Source organism: Limisalsivibrio acetivorans (assembly GCF_000421105.1).
Taxonomy (GTDB): Bacteria; Chrysiogenota; Deferribacteres; order Deferribacterales; family Geovibrionaceae; genus Limisalsivibrio; species Limisalsivibrio acetivorans.
In genome coordinates this window covers 409,288-427,644 of sequence record NZ_ATWF01000001.1, presented here as the reverse complement: position 1 = coordinate 427,644, position 18,357 = coordinate 409,288, and the positions used below count along the sequence as shown (strand labels likewise).

The 18,357-nt window shown below is 48.4% G+C and carries 18 protein-coding genes; 5 read left to right on the top strand and 13 right to left on the bottom strand.

The window, feature by feature from the left end:
- The first annotated feature begins 115 nt into the window (after positions 1 to 115).
- Both K300_RS0102030 and K300_RS0102020 read left to right on the top strand, forming a co-directional pair.
- Positions 116 to 1,972 carry an ABC-F family ATP-binding cassette domain-containing protein gene (locus tag K300_RS0102030; RefSeq protein ID WP_022849997.1) on the top strand — a complete coding sequence of 619 codons (1,857 nt, stop codon included), beginning with the start codon at positions 116 to 118 and terminating at the stop codon, positions 1,970 to 1,972.
- A gap of 65 nt (positions 1,973 to 2,037) precedes the next feature.
- Entirely contained in the window at positions 2,038 to 3,285 is a 1,248-nt protein-coding gene (locus K300_RS0102020) for a GGDEF domain-containing response regulator (RefSeq protein WP_022849996.1), read from the top strand.
- Here the strand turns inward: K300_RS0102020 and K300_RS0102015 are convergent.
- Entirely contained in the window at positions 3,282 to 5,132 is a 1,851-nt protein-coding gene (locus K300_RS0102015) for an ABC-F family ATP-binding cassette domain-containing protein (RefSeq protein WP_022849995.1), read from the bottom strand. The genes K300_RS0102020 and K300_RS0102015 overlap by 4 nt on opposite strands.
- Before the next feature lie 124 nt (positions 5,133 to 5,256).
- Between K300_RS0102015 and K300_RS0102010 the strand changes: the two genes are divergently transcribed.
- Both K300_RS0102010 and mobB read left to right on the top strand, forming a co-directional pair.
- Positions 5,257 to 6,033: a DUF3108 domain-containing protein gene (locus K300_RS0102010; protein ID WP_022849994.1), complete on the top strand. Its 777-nt coding sequence runs from the start codon at positions 5,257 to 5,259 to the stop codon at positions 6,031 to 6,033.
- Positions 6,030 to 6,704: a molybdopterin-guanine dinucleotide biosynthesis protein B gene (gene mobB, locus K300_RS14235; RefSeq protein ID WP_022849993.1), complete on the top strand. Its 675-nt coding sequence runs from the start codon at positions 6,030 to 6,032 to the stop codon at positions 6,702 to 6,704. Before K300_RS0102010 ends, mobB begins: the two co-directional genes overlap by 4 nt.
- A 43-nt stretch (positions 6,705 to 6,747) precedes the next feature.
- Here mobB and K300_RS0102000 read toward each other — a convergent pair whose 3' ends face one another.
- Entirely contained in the window at positions 6,748 to 7,176 is a 429-nt protein-coding gene (locus K300_RS0102000; RefSeq protein WP_022849992.1) for a rhodanese-like domain-containing protein, read from the bottom strand.
- A 112-nt stretch (positions 7,177 to 7,288) separates the two neighbouring features.
- Between K300_RS0102000 and K300_RS0101995 the strand changes: the two genes are divergently transcribed.
- A complete protein-coding gene (locus K300_RS0101995; protein WP_022849991.1) occupies positions 7,289 to 7,867 on the top strand; it encodes a nitroreductase family protein in 579 nt (192 codons plus the stop codon).
- Here K300_RS0101995 and K300_RS0101990 read toward each other — a convergent pair.
- From K300_RS0101990 to ahcY, 11 genes are all read right to left on the bottom strand, one after another.
- A complete protein-coding gene (locus K300_RS0101990; RefSeq protein WP_022849990.1) occupies positions 7,864 to 8,325 on the bottom strand; it encodes a GNAT family N-acetyltransferase in 462 nt (153 codons plus the stop codon). The genes K300_RS0101995 and K300_RS0101990 overlap by 4 nt on opposite strands.
- Before the next feature lie 643 nt (positions 8,326 to 8,968).
- Entirely contained in the window at positions 8,969 to 9,118 is a 150-nt protein-coding gene (locus K300_RS16800; RefSeq protein ID WP_162139836.1) for a hypothetical protein, read from the bottom strand.
- 2 nt (positions 9,119 to 9,120) lie between these two features.
- Complete coding sequence (locus tag K300_RS0101985) at positions 9,121 to 9,375, bottom strand: hypothetical protein (protein ID WP_155827553.1); 255 nt, start codon at positions 9,373 to 9,375, stop codon at positions 9,121 to 9,123.
- 183 nt (positions 9,376 to 9,558) lie between these two features.
- Positions 9,559 to 10,401, bottom strand: a complete 843-nt coding sequence (locus K300_RS16470; protein WP_022849988.1) for a LysM peptidoglycan-binding domain-containing protein — start codon at positions 10,399 to 10,401, stop codon at positions 9,559 to 9,561.
- 98 nt (positions 10,402 to 10,499) lie between these two features.
- Positions 10,500 to 12,293 (bottom strand): aspartate--tRNA ligase, encoded by a 1,794-nt coding sequence (gene aspS / locus K300_RS0101975; protein WP_022849987.1) that lies wholly within the window; start codon positions 12,291 to 12,293, stop codon positions 10,500 to 10,502.
- 11 nt (positions 12,294 to 12,304) lie between these two features.
- The gene (gene hisS, locus K300_RS0101970) at positions 12,305 to 13,561 is read right to left on the bottom strand and encodes a histidine--tRNA ligase (protein WP_022849986.1); all 1,257 of its coding nucleotides are present in this window, start codon (positions 13,559 to 13,561) and stop codon (positions 12,305 to 12,307) included.
- Between the two features lie 71 nt (positions 13,562 to 13,632).
- The gene (locus tag K300_RS0101965) at positions 13,633 to 14,337 is read right to left on the bottom strand and encodes a cytidylate kinase-like family protein (protein WP_022849985.1); all 705 of its coding nucleotides are present in this window, start codon (positions 14,335 to 14,337) and stop codon (positions 13,633 to 13,635) included.
- The gene (gene folK / locus K300_RS14230) at positions 14,328 to 14,756 is read right to left on the bottom strand and encodes a 2-amino-4-hydroxy-6-hydroxymethyldihydropteridine diphosphokinase (protein WP_238320654.1); all 429 of its coding nucleotides are present in this window, start codon (positions 14,754 to 14,756) and stop codon (positions 14,328 to 14,330) included. Before folK ends, K300_RS0101965 begins: the two co-directional genes overlap by 10 nt.
- Before the next feature lie 13 nt (positions 14,757 to 14,769).
- Positions 14,770 to 15,519 carry a lysophospholipid acyltransferase family protein gene (locus K300_RS0101955; protein ID WP_022849983.1) on the bottom strand — a complete coding sequence of 250 codons (750 nt, stop codon included), beginning with the start codon at positions 15,517 to 15,519 and terminating at the stop codon, positions 14,770 to 14,772.
- A complete protein-coding gene (locus tag K300_RS0101950) occupies positions 15,516 to 16,892 on the bottom strand; it encodes a dihydrolipoyl dehydrogenase family protein (protein ID WP_022849982.1) in 1,377 nt (458 codons plus the stop codon). The genes K300_RS0101955 and K300_RS0101950 overlap by 4 nt, the downstream gene beginning before the upstream one ends.
- Complete coding sequence (ahcY, locus tag K300_RS0101945) at positions 16,892 to 18,310, bottom strand: adenosylhomocysteinase (protein ID WP_022849981.1); 1,419 nt, start codon at positions 18,308 to 18,310, stop codon at positions 16,892 to 16,894. Before ahcY ends, K300_RS0101950 begins: the two co-directional genes overlap by 1 nt.
- Between the last annotated feature and the right edge of the window lie 47 nt (positions 18,311 to 18,357).

The following is an 18,357-nucleotide window of genomic DNA, read 5'->3' as shown; positions in this document are numbered from 1 at the left end:
AAGTATTTGAATCATCTGAGCCCCCGCTGAAGCGGGGGCTTTTTTATTTATTGATAACGGTGGCTTTAAATATTAATATTATGTCCGCAAAATCTATGGAGTCAGGACATAAACGATGAACCTTCTTTCAGCAAAAGATCTATCCAAATCCTTCGGCGACCGCACCCTATTCTCCGGCGTAACCCTCGGGCTCAATGAGGGGGACAGGGCGGCGATTATCGGCATTAACGGCAGCGGCAAGTCCACCCTGTTGAACATTATCGCAGGGAAGGACACGGCGGATACCGGGGATGTCGCCCTTAATAATAAATGTGTAATAAACCATCTGGAGCAGTCGCCATTCTTTGAAACAGGACAGACTGTCCTTGACTATATCTTCACTGGGGACACCCCTCTTATTAAACTGATAAGGGATTATGAAAGACTTTGTATTGAGGCTGAAAAAGACCCGTCAAAGGGGGAGCTTCTCCAAAAGGTTATGGATCAGATGGAGGCCAGGAACGCATGGAGCTACGAGTTCGAGGTTAAATCCATCATGGGTGAGCTGGGTATTAACGATACCACACTCCTTATGGAAACACTCTCCGGCGGGATGCTCAAGAAAGTCGCCCTTGCAAAGGCTCTCATAAGCGAAGGGAATCTGCTTATCCTCGATGAACCCACAAACCACCTTGACATAGACACCGTGGAATGGCTTCAGGGATGGCTTGAGAACACGAAGAAGGCGGTGCTCCTCGTCACCCACGACCGCTATTTCCTTGATAACGTGTGTAACCTCATATTTGAGCTTAACCCCGAGGGTATGATGCGGTTCGAAGGTAACTACAGCGACTACCTCGAAAAGAAGGCTGAACTGGAGCTGCAGGAGGAGCGTGAGCAGAACAAGCTCCAGAACGTTATCCGAAACGAGCTCAAATGGCTTATGAGAAGCCCCAAAGCGAGGACAACAAAGCAGAAAGCAAGGAAGGAACGCTTCACCGAGCTTACTGGAAACGTTAAAAAGGATGAAAACAGGGATATTGAGTTTGAAACCGCCGGAAGAAGGCTTGGCAAAAGGATTGTAGAGCTTGAAAACGTATCCAAGGCCTATGGAGACAACGTGCTTTTCAATGATTTCAGCCACGCCTTCAAACGTGGTGAGAAGGTCGGAATCGCCGGCCCTAACGGAGTGGGTAAGACAACCTTTCTTCGCATAGTCACCGGAGAGGAGGAGCCGGACAGCGGTTCTGTCAAAATCGGCCAGAATACCGTCTTCGGTGTATTCGATCAGCATAGTAAAGAGCTGGATGATAACGAAAAAGTGCTGGACCACGTTAACGAGATATCACCCAACATCAAGCTTAAAAACGGCAATATCATAACCGCACCACGCATGCTTGAGCGGTTCCTCTTCCCCTCCCATACCCATTACAGCGAGATAGGCAAGCTCTCCGGCGGCGAGAAGCGGCGCCTCCATCTGGTTTGCACATTGATGGTGAACCCGAACTTCCTTATCCTTGATGAACCCACCAACGATCTTGACATTAAAACTCTATCTGTACTCGAAGAATTCCTCGATGAATTCCCCGGCTGCGTCCTAACCGTCTCCCACGACCGTTATTTTATGGACAGAGTTTGCGATGAGATATACATATTCAAGGGTGATGCTGTACTCGAACATTTCCCGGGAAGTTACTCGCAATACCTAGAAAAGAAGATATCCGAAAAGCCGGAGGCAAAGAAAGAGACCATACCCAGAGAAAAGCCTAAACGTGAGAAAAAGGGATTGAGCTTTAAAGAGAAAAGGGAGATGGAGGATATCGAAAAGAGGCTCGAAGAGCTCGAAAACGAGAAGAATGAGATGGATAAAATCCTTTCAGATGGCGGGAGCGACTACTCAAAGCTCGCAGAAGCTCAAAAGCGGGGGGACGAGATTGAGATGGAAATGCTTGAGCTCATGGAGAGACAGGAGGAGCTGGAGGCTATGAAGTAGCCTAGAAAGTGTTTATATTATGAGTAATAACGTGCTATAGTTAGTAAAAATCCAAGGTAACTACTATGAATAAAGCTTTGATCGTTGAAAACAGCAAGGTTATAGCAACCCACATGAAGCATGTTTTTGATGAACTTAAACTCGAATCTATCATCCTGCACACCGGAGAAGAGGCGATGGAAGTCCTTGAGAACATTGAGCCGGTTATCATAACCATCTCGGGTGTGCTTGAGGACACAAGGGGTATCGATCTCTGTTGGAATATTAAGACAAAGGAACATCTTGAAAAATCCCAGGTTATCATACTCAGTTCCGAAGACTCCCCAAAGGCAAGAGAGGAGGCTTTCAGCGCAGGGGCTGTGGCGTTTATCCAGAAAAACAACGCCCTCACAAACCTTAAATACGTCGTCCAAAACCTTACTAAAAACGCACTATCAAACAGGATACACTCCCCCCTCGCCTACGTTGTGGAGGACAGCATATCCCTCAGCTCATATCTGAAAACACTCGTTAACAGGATCGGGGCTGACTGCGAAACCTTCGATTCAGCCACAGAAGCGATAAACAGATACAGAGAAACCACACGCAAGCCCGACATCATAATCACCGACCACAACCTGCTTAACGATGAAACGGGGCTCGATGTTGTCAAAGGGGTTAAGGTTGATGCCACAGGCTTTAAAACACCCATGATAACAATAACTTCTGACAAAGACCCCGAGCTCATGCGCCTCTACTTCCAGATGGGCATAAGCGATTTCATAATGAAACCCTTCAAGATCGAGGAGTTCTATCTCCGCTTCCAGACACACTTAAACATGAAGTATCTTGTTGATGAGATGGAGAAGATAGCCTACCACGATCATCTTACAGGTCTATACAACCGCCGCTGTTTCTTCGACATACTTAGGGAAACCAGAAACAGAGGTGAATACTCCATTATATTGATGGATATAGACAACTTCAAATCTGTTAACGACAACCACGGCCACGATGTGGGTGATGACGTACTAGTGGCCTTTGCTGAAACCATTGATGAGGTCTCCGGTGAATCGGTTGCGGCGAGATACGGAGGAGAAGAATTCATCGTACTAACCGAACTCCCCCTTGAAAAGACAACCGAGCTTGCTGAGAAGATACGCAGAAGTATAGAAGCAAGGCATATGGAAACGCTGGGAAGGAATGTCACGTGCAGTTTAGGCGTATCCCATTCATCTGAGGCTGAAAAGCAGGAAGCTGTTATCGCCCTTGCGGACAGCAGGCTCTATGAGGCAAAGAAAGCGGGCAAAAACAGGGTAGTGTCCGGCGACTAATCACCAAGCTCAGCCAGCCTGGCCTCGTACTCCTCCGAAAGTGTCTCAAGCCGCTCCGTATCCTCGGCGAGGGTATCAAACAACTCCTCTATCTCCGCTTCGGTGCTGTTAAGCGCCTTGGAGAGTTCACCAATACGCTCACCCTCCCCCTTCTCGGAGGCCTCTATCATCTCGGCGTTTATCCTCTCCACATCGTTTTCAAGGGCGGAAATCCTGCTCTCAAGCTCTTCAACACTCTTTTGCAGAGGCTTAAGGACATTGTTGCGCTCTGTGATAACCTCAGAACGCCTCCTGCGCAGTTCCTTTTTGGTAAGCTTGCCGTCGGAGCCTGTGGGCTTTGTCTCCTTTGCCGGCTCGTCATCCTCATCACCCCACCCCTCTTTCTCGAGGAAATCGGAATATGTTCCTTCGAAAACTGTTACTTCTCCGTTTTTGAAGACTATAAGCCTGTCAACCAGGGCATGGAGGAACATCTCATTGTGGGTAATCAGAAGCATTGTCCCCCTGAAAGCATCCAGCGCCTCAAGGAGGGAGTCGGAGGACTGCATATCGAGATGGTTTGTTGGCTCATCCAGGAGCAGGAAATTCAAAGGGGTTGCAAGGAGCTTGCCGAGCATAACACGGCTCTTCTCCCCGCCTGATAGAACGCCGATCTTCTTGAGCGCCTCCTCCCCTTCGAACATCATCGTACCTGCGATATCGCGTGCAAGCTGACGCTCGACATCGGTATGGGAATCCATCAGCTCCTCCTCGATGCTCTTTCGCTCATCAAGGCTCTTTACGTTTGTCTGCTCGTAGAAGCCCTTTTCTATACCGTTATTGTACAGGACTTCGCCTGAATCGGGGTTCAGGACTCCTGCGAGTATCTTAAGAAGTGTTGTCTTACCCTTACCATTCTTTCCGATTATCCCGACACGCTCACCGTTGCCTATCGTTATGCTGAAATCCTTGATGAGCGGCTCATCCGGTTTGTATCCGAAGGTAATATTCTTTGCCGAGAGAGCCTCTTTACCCTTGTAGTCCTTGTATCTGAAGGAGAAGTCCAGCTCCTTTATCTCATCCAGCTTTTCCTTTTTCTCCATCCGGTTCAGCGCCTTAACACGTGACTGAACAAGGTTTGCAAGCCTCGCCTTCGCGCGGAAGCGGGTAATGAAACGCTCCATATCCTTGCGTTTCTGCTCCTCATTGAGGCGGGTTTTCTCGTAGATCTCCTCCTCTTTGGCGAGCTGTTCGTAAAGCTTTCCGGTGTCCCCCTCTATCTTGCGGATCTTGTTTCTATGAATACCGAGGGTATGGGTTATGACCCTGTCCATGAAGCCCCTGTCGTGGGTTATGAGAATAAGCTCACCCTTCCAGTCGTTCAAAAATCCCTCAAGCCAGCGGATCGATGTAATATCAAGGTAGTTGGTAGGTTCATCGAGAAGGAGCATATTAGGCTCGGAGACAAGAACCTTAGCAAGGTTGAGACGTACCTGATAACCGCCGGAGAAGTATGAGGGGTGTCTCTGCATATCCTCTTCGCTGAACCCGAGACCGGAGAGTATTTTCTCCACCTTCCAAACATCGAGCTTGTCATCCTCTTTCAATCCCCTCGCCCCTTCCTCCAGCACGGTGGGTGCTGTAAAATCGAGGTGCTGTTTGAGGTAGCCGACACTGTAGCGCTTGGGGAATGTAATACCGCCGTCATCCGGCGTTTCTTCGCCAGTGATTATTCGCACAAGGGTAGTCTTGCCGTGGCCGTTTCGCCCCACAAGGCCGACCTTCTCACCGGGGTTAATCCTGAATGAGGCCTCATCAAAAAGTGTTCTCGCTCCATACCCCTTGGAGAGGTTCTCTGCAGTTATCATCGCATCTCCTACTTAAGCCTCAGATGTATTAATGTAAATCCCCGTCTATGTCAAATATTATGGCGGCGGGGTTTAATGTGAAATATTACGGGAAATATGCGGAGAAAAGTATTATATTGGCGCTATGAGAAAAAGGCTCCTTCTGTTAATTCTACTCGGTATAATGCTCAACCCACTCAATGCAAAAGCTTCGGACCTGGAGGTATGCTACGAGATAAGCCTGTTCTTCAAACTCGGCGAATCGTGTATTCAGTATCGTCAACTAGAGGACGGCAAGCTTGAGGCATCGAGCACAACATACACAGTTCCGCCAATCTCAAAGATCGTTCCATTCCGTGAGGTGGGCAAGGCTCTCATTGAGGTATATCCGGTTCGTACCGTAAAGATGGATCTGCTAAGCGAGAATGATAAGTACAGCTATTCCCACAGCTACAAATTCCTTGATAAGGGAATAGACTACGTGATACAGAAAAGACACACCGAAACAGGGAAGCTGAAAAGCATTAAGAAGAACTTCTTCGGAAAGAAAGGCTTTCTCGACCCTTACGGAGCAACGCTCTCCCTCATATTCAACCGTTCCGAGGAGCAGCAGATAGTGAAGCTGTTTCTGGACAGCAAGCCTATAATCCTCCCCTACAGGCTTGATGGAGAGGGAACCGTCTTTCTGGGAAAGGAAACCTTCGACTGCGAAAAGGTTCGCTTCAAACCCGACTACGAAACGGACAAAAAGCTCCAGCCAAAGGGGACATGGCACTTCTGGATCGATAAGAGTACCCATATCCTCATGCGTATGGATATTGGATTCACAATAGGAAGCGCCCGTATGGAGGTTATCTCCATCAAGGGTGACAGAAATATCCTGAAAAGGATATATGAAAGATACTACAGAGGGATGATATGATACCGGTTGTTACATTTGCAGGATACAGCGGAAGCGGGAAAACCACGCTATTGGAACAGGTTGTAAGGATACTTACGGACAGAGGGCTCAAGGTGAGCGTAATAAAGCATGATGCCCACGGCTTCGATATCGATAAAGAGGGGAAGGACAGCCATCGCCATAAGCAGGCTGGTGCGGCGGCGGTTATCATCGCCGGGCCCGGCAAGCATGCCATGGTCTGCGATGGTGAACCCACACTCGACACACTTGTCCATATGGCCCCCATAGACAGCGATATAATAATTACCGAAGGATACAAAACATCGGACAAGCCCAAGATAGAGGTTTACCGTCCCGGTAACGGTAAGGATCCCGTATGCATAGGTCAGGAGACGCTTATGGCCGTTGCCACCGATAAACCGGATGCTCCTGAGATTCAGGGTGCGCCCAGATATCTCGATGTAAACAATCCCGAAGAGGTGGCGGACTTCCTTCAGAGTGAATGCAAACTGAACGATGAAAAAGAGCCCCCCGCCATAAGGATGCTTATAAACGGAAAGGACATCGACCTTAACCGGTTCGTATCCTTTTCACTGGCAAAGACCGTTCAGGGATATGCAGCAGCACTCAAGGGTGGAGAGGATGCCCTTGATGTCAAACTGGAATTTAGATTCGACGAAAAGAACTCCTGAGGAAACAGCGCAGTGTACCTTGCGGCACACTGCGTTTTTTTGATTAGTATTCGATATCTTTAACCGTACACTTCTCGCCGCTGCAATCCAGCAGTGCATCCAGGAAATAGAACCTCTTCATCTTCTCTTCGGATAGTCCGCAGGTATCAAGGAGCCCGTAATAGGCATCCGCCGCCTGCCCGCCCGATGTGCAATAAAATATAACCTCTCCATCGGCAGGGAGCTTAGAAAGAAACTCCTCACAGCTACCGTCGTAAAGGACATAAACATTGATCTGCATAGCACCGGGAACATGCCATGTATCGAACTCAGATTCGGAGCGTACATCGACAAGATGAACACCATCTGGAGTATTTCCGATAATACTGCGGAAGTAGTCCGTGTCAACAACCCCTTTCTCACCCCCATGCTTAACAGCGGCACTAAGTGGGAGAGCAGTGATTAAGAGTATAATAAACAGATATTTACGCATATTTACCCCCTATTTTAACCCTATTATACACTCTTTTTTTTATACTACCCGCAAAACCTTGACATGCGCAGGAGCTGTTGTAATATATATCCGATAGAAACAGGGGGTATTCATGGAAAATCTTAAGGAAATTATCCGCAAAAACCGTTCGTACAGAAAGTTCGACCATTCAAAAAAGCTTGATATTGGTTTTCTGCAGGATATCCTCTATTCCGCAAGGATGAGCCAGAGTGCGGCAAACCTCCAACCACTTCGATATATTACCGTTGCAGATGAGGATATTGCATCCAGAGTATTCCCCACACTCGCATGGGCGGGCTACCTCAAAGACTGGGATGGACCCTCGGAAAAAGAACAGCCCGTTGCATATATTGTTGTTCTGGCAGAGAAAGAGAGTAAATTTTCCCAGGTGGATGCCGGGCTTGCGATGCAGAACATAACACTTAGCGCTATGGCCTGCGGTGTTGGCTCATGTATGATAGGCAACATTAAAAGGGAACAACTCAATAAGGTTCTGCAAGTACCTGAGAATCTACAGATTCTCTATGTCATCGCCCTTGGCTATCCCGTTGAGGATGTGCGGGTTGTCAGTATGCGTGAAACGCCGGACCACAAGTACTACAGAGATGAGGACGAGGTTCACTACGTTCCTAAACGTTGCATTGACGACATCATAGTCGGCGAGTTTTAGGGGTAATCCATCCTTCTAAAGCAGATAAGGTTTGTTTGAGCCCAATTATTCTTTTTATAGAAGTTAAGTGCGGGCTCATTGCTGAGGTCTGCCAACAGCTGAATACGCTTTAATCCATTCTTTCGACACCATTCCTCAACACCGCTAAGTAGCCTTTTACCGAGCCCGTGCCTGCGGTATGACTCATGGATTACCATATCCTCGATATAGGCGACATAGTCACCCTCAGCTGTGGAGATAAGCGTTTGTGCCTGACACATACCAGCAATCTCCCCATCCTTGTCAGCGACCATAACACAGCATCTCTCGGGGTTATCAAGGAGTATATTAAGCCCCTTTCTCTGCTTTTCATGGTCGAAATGGAAGTCTTCCTCAATGCCGAAAAGTTCTTCAAGAACCCTGAGCATACCCTCTACATCATCCTTTACAGCGTGGCGTATAACGATATTATCAGACATGCATTCTCCATTTTATTAAATAGTCAATCAGGATAATATATTATGAGCAAGGTATAGGCAATTGAAAATGCCTTACCTTTTTGTTTCTACTCACACGAATATGCAGTTTCTAAGTTTTATAGAAATATACATAAGTTCATACATATCAATTATTAATAAATTATCGAACACCGTTTAAAAACCCTTGCGCAGATCCGTCCGCCGTATATATTTAGTTATATAGAAGCTGACGAATAGCCGGAACGCACGGGAGCGATAAATCCCTAGGCCAGAGAATAACAGATAAGCCGGCAAAAGCAGCAGAGCGATGTTACAGGGAGGTGCTCCAATTACGACCTCATCGTTACACCCCTGTTTGGCGAGGCCCTAAGTATATAGGCCGTTAGTCGAACAGGGGTTTTTCTTTTTAATCTATTTAATCTATGGAATTTACCATCCATGGAAATTCCATTGCCGCTACACTCGGCAAAGCCTTCGCTCCGATTACTTCCGGCATTGTCAGACTAGCAAAGCTGTTCTTCCTTTCGCCTTCAGAGCCAACATCCATATTGGCTTTATTCACTTAAACTTTTATCATTATCTTTAAGATGGGTTTTTAAGGGGATCCTAAGGGGAAAGTTTTCCCTAAAAATTTCCCCTTAATTTATTTATGGAATTTACCATCCATGGAAATTCCATTGCCGCTACGCTCGGCAAAGCCTTCGCTCCGATTACTTCCGTTACAGAATATGAAGCGTAGCTCCATATTCTTCACTTCAGAGGCTTCCATCCATGGAAACCAGTTGCGTATCAATGTTATCTATGGAATTTACCATCCATGGAAATTCCATTCCCGCTACGCTCGGCAAAGCCTTTGCTCCGCTTACTTCCGTTACAGAATATGAAGCGTAGCTCAATATTCTTCACTTCAGGGCTTCCATCCATGGAAATTCCATTTCCGCTACGCTCGGCAAAGCCTTCGCTCCGCTTACTTCCGTTACAGAATATGAAGCGTAGCTCAATATTCTTCACTTCAGAGGCTTCCATCCATGGAAGCCAGTTACGTATCAATGTTATCTATGGAATTTACCATCCTTATAATCTGGGAAATTCATCATCCTGAGAATTTGCCAGGTCTGATTTAATTTATGGAATTTCCAAGGATGAAGATTCCATAAATATAGTAAAGACGCAAAAAAAGGGCGACCCCAAAGAGCCGCCCTTTATTATATCTCTAAAGTTACTTCTTTTATATTACTTGCCGTCGAAGAGTGACCAGGGACCCCTGTTCTTGGCAAAATCTTCCGCCTTTGCTTTCTTGTCGGAAGCAACGTTCTTCATGATATCGAAGACCTGACCGGGGAAGATAAGGTCGGGATCGTTAATTATGCTTTCATTCGCCCAGTAGATTACAGGCCACATAAAGGGGTTCATGTACTTGGACTTGGCGATGTTCCAGAGGCAGTCACCCTTAACAACGGTGTACTTCTCCATTTCTTTAGCCTTGTCCTGCTGCTCTTTTCTGTACATTTCCTGCTGGCGGAGAATCTCTTCAGCTCTCTTCTCAGCATACTCGTCCTCAACGTTCTTGAGAGCCATGTTGGCCTCATCGATAAGAGCAAGTGCCTTTTCGCCTTCGCAGTCTGCAGCGAGTTTCTGGGCTTTCTTGTAGTTCTCTTGGGCTTTGTTGTAGGACTTAAGGTCATACTCGTTGCCCTTTTCTTTGTGGGCAAGGAGGTTCTGCTTGAGAGCCTCAAGCTCTGCTCTGACCTTCTTATCTACTTCCTGATAAGCATCGGCCTTAGCCTTAGCCTTCTCGAAATCTTCTATAGCTTTAAGAAGCTCTGCTTTCGCCTCTTCATAAAGCTCGCCTTTGTTTCCGCCCTGCTCTGCCTGATCCATCTTGGCCTGAGCTTCCTCAAGTGCTGCTTTTGCCTGAACGTATTCAGGGAACATGCACTTCTCTGCACCACTCTGCTGAGCGGCTTTCATAGCGGCCTGAGCCTGATCAAGCTCCTCTACGGGGGGCTTTGAACAACCCGCTACGATAAAAGCGGCGAAAGCAACTACGAGTAAAATAAGTCTGCTGGTCCTCATGACGGTTCCTCCCTATTCCTTAATTTCTTATAACCATAACACAATTCAAGTTTATCACAACAGTTTTCTCAAGTCAAACAGCTGTATAAACCTGACAACTATTTATCCTCTACTATATCGAACTTCATGAAGAGTTCCTTTAGCTGTTTTTCATCAACAGCATTGGGAGCATCGCTCATCATGCAGGTTGCCCTCTGTGTTTTGGGGAATGCGATAACGTCTCTTATCGAGTCCGCCTGGCAGAGGATAGTAGCTATACGGTCCACACCAAAGGCTATACCGCCGTGGGGAGGAGTACCATATTTGAGTGCATCCACAAAGAAGCCGAACTTGCGCTCTTTCTCCTCTTCTGTAAAACCGAGAGCTTTAAACATTTTATCCTGAACATCGCTCCGGTGGATCCTGATGGAGCCGCCGCCTATTTCAGAGCCGTTGAGAACAAGGTCATACGCCTTCGCTCTTATCTGACCGGGATCGGTATCGAAAAGTTCAAGGTCCTCATCTCTGGGTGAAGTGAAGGGGTGGTGCATTGCGGCATACCTCTTCTCATTCTCATCGTACTCAAGGAGGGGGAAGTCCACTATCCATACGAAGGAATACTTATTCTTGTCGAGAAGCCCGAGAGCCTCACCGAGCTTGAGCCTGAGCTTACTCATATAGAGATTCACTGTGGAGGTGTCCCCCGCACCGAAGAATATGATATCTCCGGGCTTTGCACCCATCTCCTCAACGATATTTGCTGCAACTTCATCACCAAGGAATTTTACGATGGGTGACTGCAGGCCGTCCTCGTTCACCTTGATATATGCAAGTCCGCCGGCACCGAGTGACTGCACGAAGGTGGTGAGCTCATCGATATCCTTACGTGAGAATTTCTCGCCAGCGCCTTTTGCGTTGATAGCCTTAACAGAACCGCCGGACTTGGCAACCTCTGCGAAAACTTTGAAACCGCAGTCCTTAACCGTATCGTTGATAGTTTTGAGGAACATATCAAAGCGGGTGTCGGGTGCATCGTGGCCGTATTTTTCCATAGCCTCGTCGAAGCTCATAACGGGGAATCCCCTCTCAAGCTTGGCGCCCACAACCTTGTCGAAAAGGTTGATGAACATCTCTTCGATGAGTTTCATGAGGTCATCTGCATCGATGAAGGACATCTCCATATCGAGCTGGGTGAACTCGGGCTGTCTGTCCGCACGGAGATCCTCGTCACGGAAGCACTTCACTATCTGGAAGTAGCGGTCGAAACCGGCAACCATCAGAAGCTGTTTGAACATCTGGGGCGACTGGGGGAGTGCGTAGCACTTGCCGGGGTTAACACGGCTGGGCACGAGATAATCCCTGGCGCCTTCGGGTGTGCTCTTTGTGAGGAAGGGGGTCTCAACATCGAGGAATTCCTTGCTGTAAAGGAACTCTCTGAACGCCCTTACGATATTGTGCCTCATAATAAGGTTGTCCTTAAGCTCGGGCCTTCTGAGATCGAGGTATCTGTATTTAAGCCTCACATCCTCGCTCACATTGCCGTATTCGTCCAGAACGAAGGGGGGTGTGAGTGAAGGGTTAAGGATCTTAATCTCTTTAACGATAACTTCTATTTCGCCGGTAGGTAGGTTTTCGTTAACCGTCCCCTCCGGTCTGTGGTCCACTTCACCTTTAACGGCGATGACGAATTCCGTACGGATGTCCTCCGCCGTCTGGTGCACATCCTTATCGATTTCAGGGCTCATGACTACCTGAGTAAGCCCTTCCCTGTCTCTGAGATCCACAAAGATAACTCCGCCGTGGTCACGCCTTCTGCGGACCCAGCCCATTAATGTAACCTGTTTGCCTATGTCGGAAGCGTTCAGCTCACCGCAATGGTGGCTACGTCTCCAGTCCCCGAGGTTAGAATACAAGATATCCTCCTTTAGCCGAGTTTATCGGAAATATAGTCTGTTATTTTATCTATCTGAACCAGTTCCTGCCCGCCGGAATGCATGTCCTTAACAGACACCTCTCCCTTTTCAAGCTCATCCTCGCCGAGGATAAGTGTGAAGCGTGCACCGCTCTGGTCAGCTTTTTTCATCTGTTTCTTCATCGCCCGCATGTCGTAATCCATGAGGGTCTTTATCCCCTTCTCCCTGAACCAGCGGAGAAGCTGAACAGCTTTTCTGTCTGAAACATCCTTGAAGGCGATAACGAAAACGTCCGCCTTCTGCTCCTCTACCTCTTCCTTAAGCATAAGGAGCGATACGAAACGGTCTATGCCGAGGGCGAAGCCTATACCCGGTATCTCAGGCCCTCCGAGGAGTTTTACGAGGCCGTCGTATCTCCCCCCTGCCCCTACGGCATTCTGGGAGCCGAGGCTTGTAGTGACCATCTCAAAGGCTGTGCGGACGTAATAGTCGAGCCCCCGAACCATCATCTTATTGACGGAATATTCCACGCCGAAATCATCCAGATACTCTTTTACATTGTCGAAGTGCTCAACGCAGTCGCCGCAAAGGTGGTCGAGCATCACAGGAGCTTCGGATGTAACACCCTTGCACTTCTCGTTCTTGCAGTCGAGGATCCGCATGGGGTTTCTGTCGAGCCTGCGGACACAGTCCTCGCAGAGCTCTGAGCTGTGCTCCCGCAGATAGTTAAGGAGCTTCTCCTGATAGCCCGGCCTGCATGCAGGGCATCCGATGGAATTGATCTCCATGGTCACCATATCCCCTATGCCTGCGTTTACCGCAAGGGTGTCGAGGAGATGGATAACCTCAGCATCAAGGGCGGGTGCCGATGTTCCGAATACCTCAACGCCTGCCTGAAAGAACTGGCGGAAGCGACCCTTTTGGGGCCTTTCCCTGCGGAACATGGGTCCCATATAGAAGTATTTCTTTACTTCCGGGGGGTTGAAGAGCTTGTTCTCAACATATGCACGGACGATGGATGCGGTTCCTTCGGGGCGGAGGGCAACCTGTGTGCCGTCCCTGTCCTCGAAGGCAAACATCTCCTTCTCTACGATGTCTGTGGTGGAGCCTATTCCTCTGTTGAAAACCTCTGTGCGTTCGAGCACTGGGAGGACAAACTCTGAAAAGCTGAATGTATGGAAAGTATCCCTGAAGGCTCGCTCAACCCTTTCCCAGGCGGCGGCTTCGGAACCGAAAATATCCCTGAATCCTTTGACCTTTCTGTACAAAACTACCTCCGAACACAATTGGATTAGGTATATTCCAATTATGCCCGGCAGTCAACAACTTCCCTGCGGGCTTACAGCTTGAACTTGATTTTTGCCGTTTCTGCAATGGAAAGCGCCGTTTGCTCAATGTCGAGCTTCTTCATATTTAGTATGGCGTGGTATATATGATAATCGTCAATGTCTGCGTTATAGTAATGCTTTATGTAGTTCCGCTTACGTTTGTCAACATCCTTTACAAGTTGGACAGCATCGCTTTTTCCTACCTTCTCCCTGTTCTTCACCCAAGTGACCCTGTCCTCAAAGGGAGCGATGAGCCTCAGGTGTAAAGCATTCTCATGATCCGCCAGAACACACTGCCCTCCCCTTCCCATGATCACGCAGTTCGTCTCATCGGCCAGTTTTCGGATTATCATATCTGCGACCTTGTTAAAGCTGGTGCTGTCGAACATCACATCGGGCTTGGAGTATACATCGAAGAAGGATACGGGATCGTTGTGCTCAATGGCCTTTGCCGCCTCTTTTCTATCCTTTTCGGAAACATCGTTCATCATATCGCTGAACAGCTCTGTATCAATAAACTTGCTGAAGAATGATCTGGCGCTTGAGTGATGTTCCTCATCGAATTTTTTGACCTTCTCCTCGTCGGTCTCCATGAGTATGGCTATGTACTTAATGAGCTCTTTATGCATAAAGCGGAAACCGAGCTTCTCAGCCACCCTTTCCGCCACATACTCACCACCGCATCCGAACTGTCTTGATATGGTAATCACCGCCATGCCAATTCCCCCGCTTTTTGGATTTCCAGTTTGTCATCAATTAATTTTACCATTTCGGTCAGGGTTCTGCAACTCACAGGGTGGGTGTAATCGGGAAGAATATCCAGCATCGGATATAGAACAAAGCTTCGCTTATCCATCTCCGGATGAGGTATTTCGAGGTTGTCGAAGGAATATACTGAGCGGTTGTAATCTATGATGTCGATATCCAGGATCCTGCTGTGCCATCGTGGTGACGGGGTTCTCCCCGCCCGTTTCTCGATGCTCTTTACGTAATCAAGTAGCATCAGCGGGTCGAGTTCCGTTGTGCAGAGTGCGCAGATGTTAAAGTATCTGTCCTGGGCATCACGAAGAAGAGATTTTGTTGTATAAACGGAAGATACAGCCAATACCTTTACTAAAGGATGAAGTGATTTCACCCCATAAAGAAGGTTATGCGCCTTGCTCCCCAGATTGCTCCCCAGTCCGAGTACTATCCGATTGGCCGAGTTCTTCAAGCATAGCCTCCCTGACGGTCTGCATGAGTTCCTTATCCTTCATCCCTTCGGGGTTGATGGGGTCCATAAACTTAAGATGTACATTTACAAAGGGCTTAACAAGCCAGCCCTTCTTGGGCATGGCTTCGTTTGTCCCCCTGAGAATGAAGGGAGCGATACGGTTTCCTGTTCTGTTTGCCAGAAGAAAAGCCCCTCTCTTGAAGTTACCGAGCTGGCCGTCCTCGGACCTTGTCCCTTCGGGGAAAAGGAGAACAGAGTAGCCTTCGCTTATCTTCTTGGCCGCCGTAAGCAGGCTTTTGATGCCGTCCTTCTTGTCCTCACGCTCGATGGGGATCATCCCTATATGGCGGATGGCGTAGCCGAAGAAGGGGATGGAGAAAAGCTCCTTCTTCGCCATGAAGAGGAACGGCCTGTCCTTAAACAGGTTGAGCATAACGAATATATCAACGTAGCTGATATGGTTGCCCATGAAAACGTAATGCTCGTTTCTGTCCAGCTTCTCAAGCCCTTCCACATCCAGCTTTATGCCGAGCATGCGCATGAGCCCACCCGCCCAGACTGCGCTGAGCTTCTTATATGCGTGGGGGTCCTTTGTAAGCTTGGATTTCGGATAGCCGACTATCACGAGCATTGCTGTGAAAAGTCCCAGAAATATCCAGAAGAAAAAGCTGTAAACCCTTCTCATTTTACCTTACTCGCAATATCGCTAAGAACCTCGGCATAGGTGGGATGATTGAAAACATAGGTGGAGATCTTGTCAATGGTTATGCCGGACTGCATAATGATGGAGAACATGGTGGCGATGTGTGATGCACCCTCGCCTATAACGTGGCAACCGTGGATCTTTCTGGTCTTCTTATCGTAAACAACCTTCATATAGCCTTTCTGTGCGCCCTGTATGAGGGACTTTTCAAGGTCTGAGTAGTTGTATTTAATTACAGAGTAATCAATACCCTTCTCCTTGGCCTGTTCCTCGGTGATGCCGATACGGGAGATCTCAGGATCCAGATAAAGTACCTTGGGCATATCAGAGACGGAAACCCTTGCACCGGTCCCCGCAATCTCTTCTGAAACTATATCCGCAGAGCGGTATGCCCAGTTCACAAGCATCTCATCGGCGGCGGCATCACCCACGACATAGATATTCTTTGCAGTGGTTTTCAGCTTTTTGGTGAGCTTTACCGAGCCGTCCTCAAGGAGCTTGATTCCCGCCGTATTGATGTTAAGACCGTCCAGACAGGGCTTTCTGCCCACTGCGGTGAAGATCTCCTCACTCTCGAGCTTCTGCCCGTTTTCAAGGAATATGATAGATTTGTTACCCACCTTCTCCACATTCACTATGCGGGTCTGCTTAACCACGTTAATCCGGCATTTCTTGAGTTTTTCCTCGAATTTCTTTGCTATCTGGGTGTCCATCTCGTTCAGGATATTTTCCCTGCACTCGATGATATTCACCTCACACCCTATCCTTCGGAAGATGGTTGCGAACTCGCATCCGACAAATCCGCCCCCGACAACGGTTACGCTGCTCGGGATAACTCCATTTTCGAGAAAACTCTGGATAGTCATAAACTTTTTGGAAGAAGTGAAGCCGGGGTCTCTCTCACAGGATCCTGTGGCGATGACACAGTAATCGAACTCGTGCTCGATCTCACCCTCAACGGTGGTGACTGTTATGCTGTTTTTACCGGAGAATCTTGCACTGCCATAGAGGAATTTTATACTCTTCTCTTCAAGATCCTCGGCAAAGGTTTTACGCAGTTTGGTGACTACCTGCTCGATATACTTTGAAGCTTTTTTCAGGTCAAAGGAGAACTCAGCATCACCTTCGTGCTTGGTAAAATTCTTCCCCTTGTCGCTAAAGCGACTGTAAAGGCGTGTGAGATAGAGGAGAGCGTTGGATATAACACTCCCTGCACGGCAGTAGTTCCCCCCTATCTCCCTGTCGATGATAGTTACATCAAAGCCTTTCGAGGCAAGGCTTCCGGCGCAGTGTACCCCTGCGGGTCCTGCACCGATAACCGTTACCCTCGTTCTCTGCTCTTCTGCGGTGCTCATCAGTATCTGTAATGCTCCGGTTTATAGGGTCCGTCTACGGCTACCCCTATGTAGTCCGCCTGCTCCTGGGTAAGCGTAGTGAGCTTAACACCTATCTTTTCAAGATGGAGCCTTGCCACCTCTTCATCGAGGTACTTGGGAAGCATATACACGCCGGGCTTGTACTGATCCCTCTTCTCCCAGAGATCGATCTGGGCGAGGGTCTGGTTTGCGAAGGAGTTGGACATAACAAACGAGGGGTGCCCGGTTGCACAGCCAAGGTTCACAAGCCTTCCCTCGGCGAGGAGGAATATCTCATTGCCGTTGGGGAATATGTACTTATCTACTTGAGGTTTTATGTTTAATTTCTTTATGCCGGGAAAGTTTTCAAGCTTTTCAACCTGAATTTCATTATCGAAGTGGCCGATGTTGCAGACGATGGCCTGATCCTTCATCTTCTCCATATGCTCGATGCGGATTACGTCCTTGTTTCCTGTTGTGGTCACGTAGATATCACCGATGCCCAGAGTGTCCTCAAGTGGTGCAACCTGATACCCTTCCATGGATGCCTGCAGTGCGCAGATGGGGTCGATCTCGGTTACGATAACCCTTGCACCCTGCCCTCTGAGCGACTGTGCGGAGCCTTTGCCCACATCGCCGTAACCGCATACAACGGCTACCTTGCCGCCTATCATAACATCTGTGGCACGCTTGATTCCGTCGATGAGGGATTCACGGCACCCGTAGAGGTTGTCGAACTTGGACTTTGTAACGGAGTCGTTCACGTTTACAGCGGGAACGAGGAGCTCGCCCTTCTCCATCATATGATAGAGCCTGTGAACGCCTGTGGTTGTCTCCTCGGAGACACCTCTCCATTCCTCAACGGTTCTGTGCCATTTCTCGGGGTCTGCGGCCAATATCTCCTTAAGCTTGCCATAGAGAAGCTTTTCATCCTCACCGCCGGGTACTGCATCGAGGACAGAAGCATCCTTTTCCGCCTTGAACCCGATGTGGATCATAAGTGTGGCGTCGCCGCCGTCATCCACGATGAGTTGGGGTCCTTTACCTCCGGGGAAGCTGAGAGCCTGCTCTGTACACCACCAGTACTCCTCGAGGGTTTCACCCTTCCATGCGAATACAGGTACACCCGCCTCTGCGATAGCGGCTGCGGCGTGGTCCTGAGTGGAAAAGATATTACAGCTGCACCAGCGTACATCCGCACCGAGTTCCACAAGTGTTTCAATGAGAACAGCCGTCTGGATGGTCATATGAAGTGAACCGGAGATGCGCACACCCTTGAGCGGCTTCTCGCCAGCGTATTTCTCACGCACGGACATAAGTCCGGGCATCTCATGCTCTGCTATATCTATCTCTTTTCTGCCGTATTCAGCCAGAGAAATATCCCTGATCTTGTAATCTGCAGTTCCTGTTTCACTCATTACAATACCTCTTAAATTATATTATCGGGTTCAATCTACACTGGGGG

Bases quoted from the DNA above. Each gene is read 5' to 3' on its own strand.
- K300_RS16470 (WP_022849988.1), bottom strand. From the start codon at position 10,401: ATGAGGACCAGCAGACTTATTTTACTCGTAGTTGCTTTCGCCGCTTTT.
- K300_RS0102000 (WP_022849992.1), bottom strand. From the start codon at position 7,176: ATGCGTAAATATCTGTTTATTATACTCTTAATCACTGCTCTCCCACTT.
- K300_RS0101990 (WP_022849990.1), bottom strand. From the start codon at position 8,325: ATGTCTGATAATATCGTTATACGCCACGCTGTAAAGGATGATGTAGAG.
- ahcY (WP_022849981.1), bottom strand. From the start codon at position 18,310: ATGAGTGAAACAGGAACTGCAGATTACAAGATCAGGGATATTTCTCTG.
- K300_RS0101995 (WP_022849991.1), top strand. From the start codon at position 7,289: ATGGAAAATCTTAAGGAAATTATCCGCAAAAACCGTTCGTACAGAAAG.
- K300_RS0101955 (WP_022849983.1), bottom strand. From the start codon at position 15,519: ATGAGAAGGGTTTACAGCTTTTTCTTCTGGATATTTCTGGGACTTTTC.
- K300_RS0102020 (WP_022849996.1), top strand. From the start codon at position 2,038: ATGAATAAAGCTTTGATCGTTGAAAACAGCAAGGTTATAGCAACCCAC.
- K300_RS0102010 (WP_022849994.1), top strand. From the start codon at position 5,257: ATGAGAAAAAGGCTCCTTCTGTTAATTCTACTCGGTATAATGCTCAAC.
- K300_RS0101965 (WP_022849985.1), bottom strand. From the start codon at position 14,337: ATGGCGGTGATTACCATATCAAGACAGTTCGGATGCGGTGGTGAGTAT.
- K300_RS0102015 (WP_022849995.1), bottom strand. From the start codon at position 5,132: ATGATAACTGCAGAGAACCTCTCCAAGGGGTATGGAGCGAGAACACTT.
- K300_RS0102030 (WP_022849997.1), top strand. From the start codon at position 116: ATGAACCTTCTTTCAGCAAAAGATCTATCCAAATCCTTCGGCGACCGC.
- mobB (WP_022849993.1), top strand. From the start codon at position 6,030: ATGATACCGGTTGTTACATTTGCAGGATACAGCGGAAGCGGGAAAACC.
- K300_RS0101950 (WP_022849982.1), bottom strand. From the start codon at position 16,892: ATGAGCACCGCAGAAGAGCAGAGAACGAGGGTAACGGTTATCGGTGCA.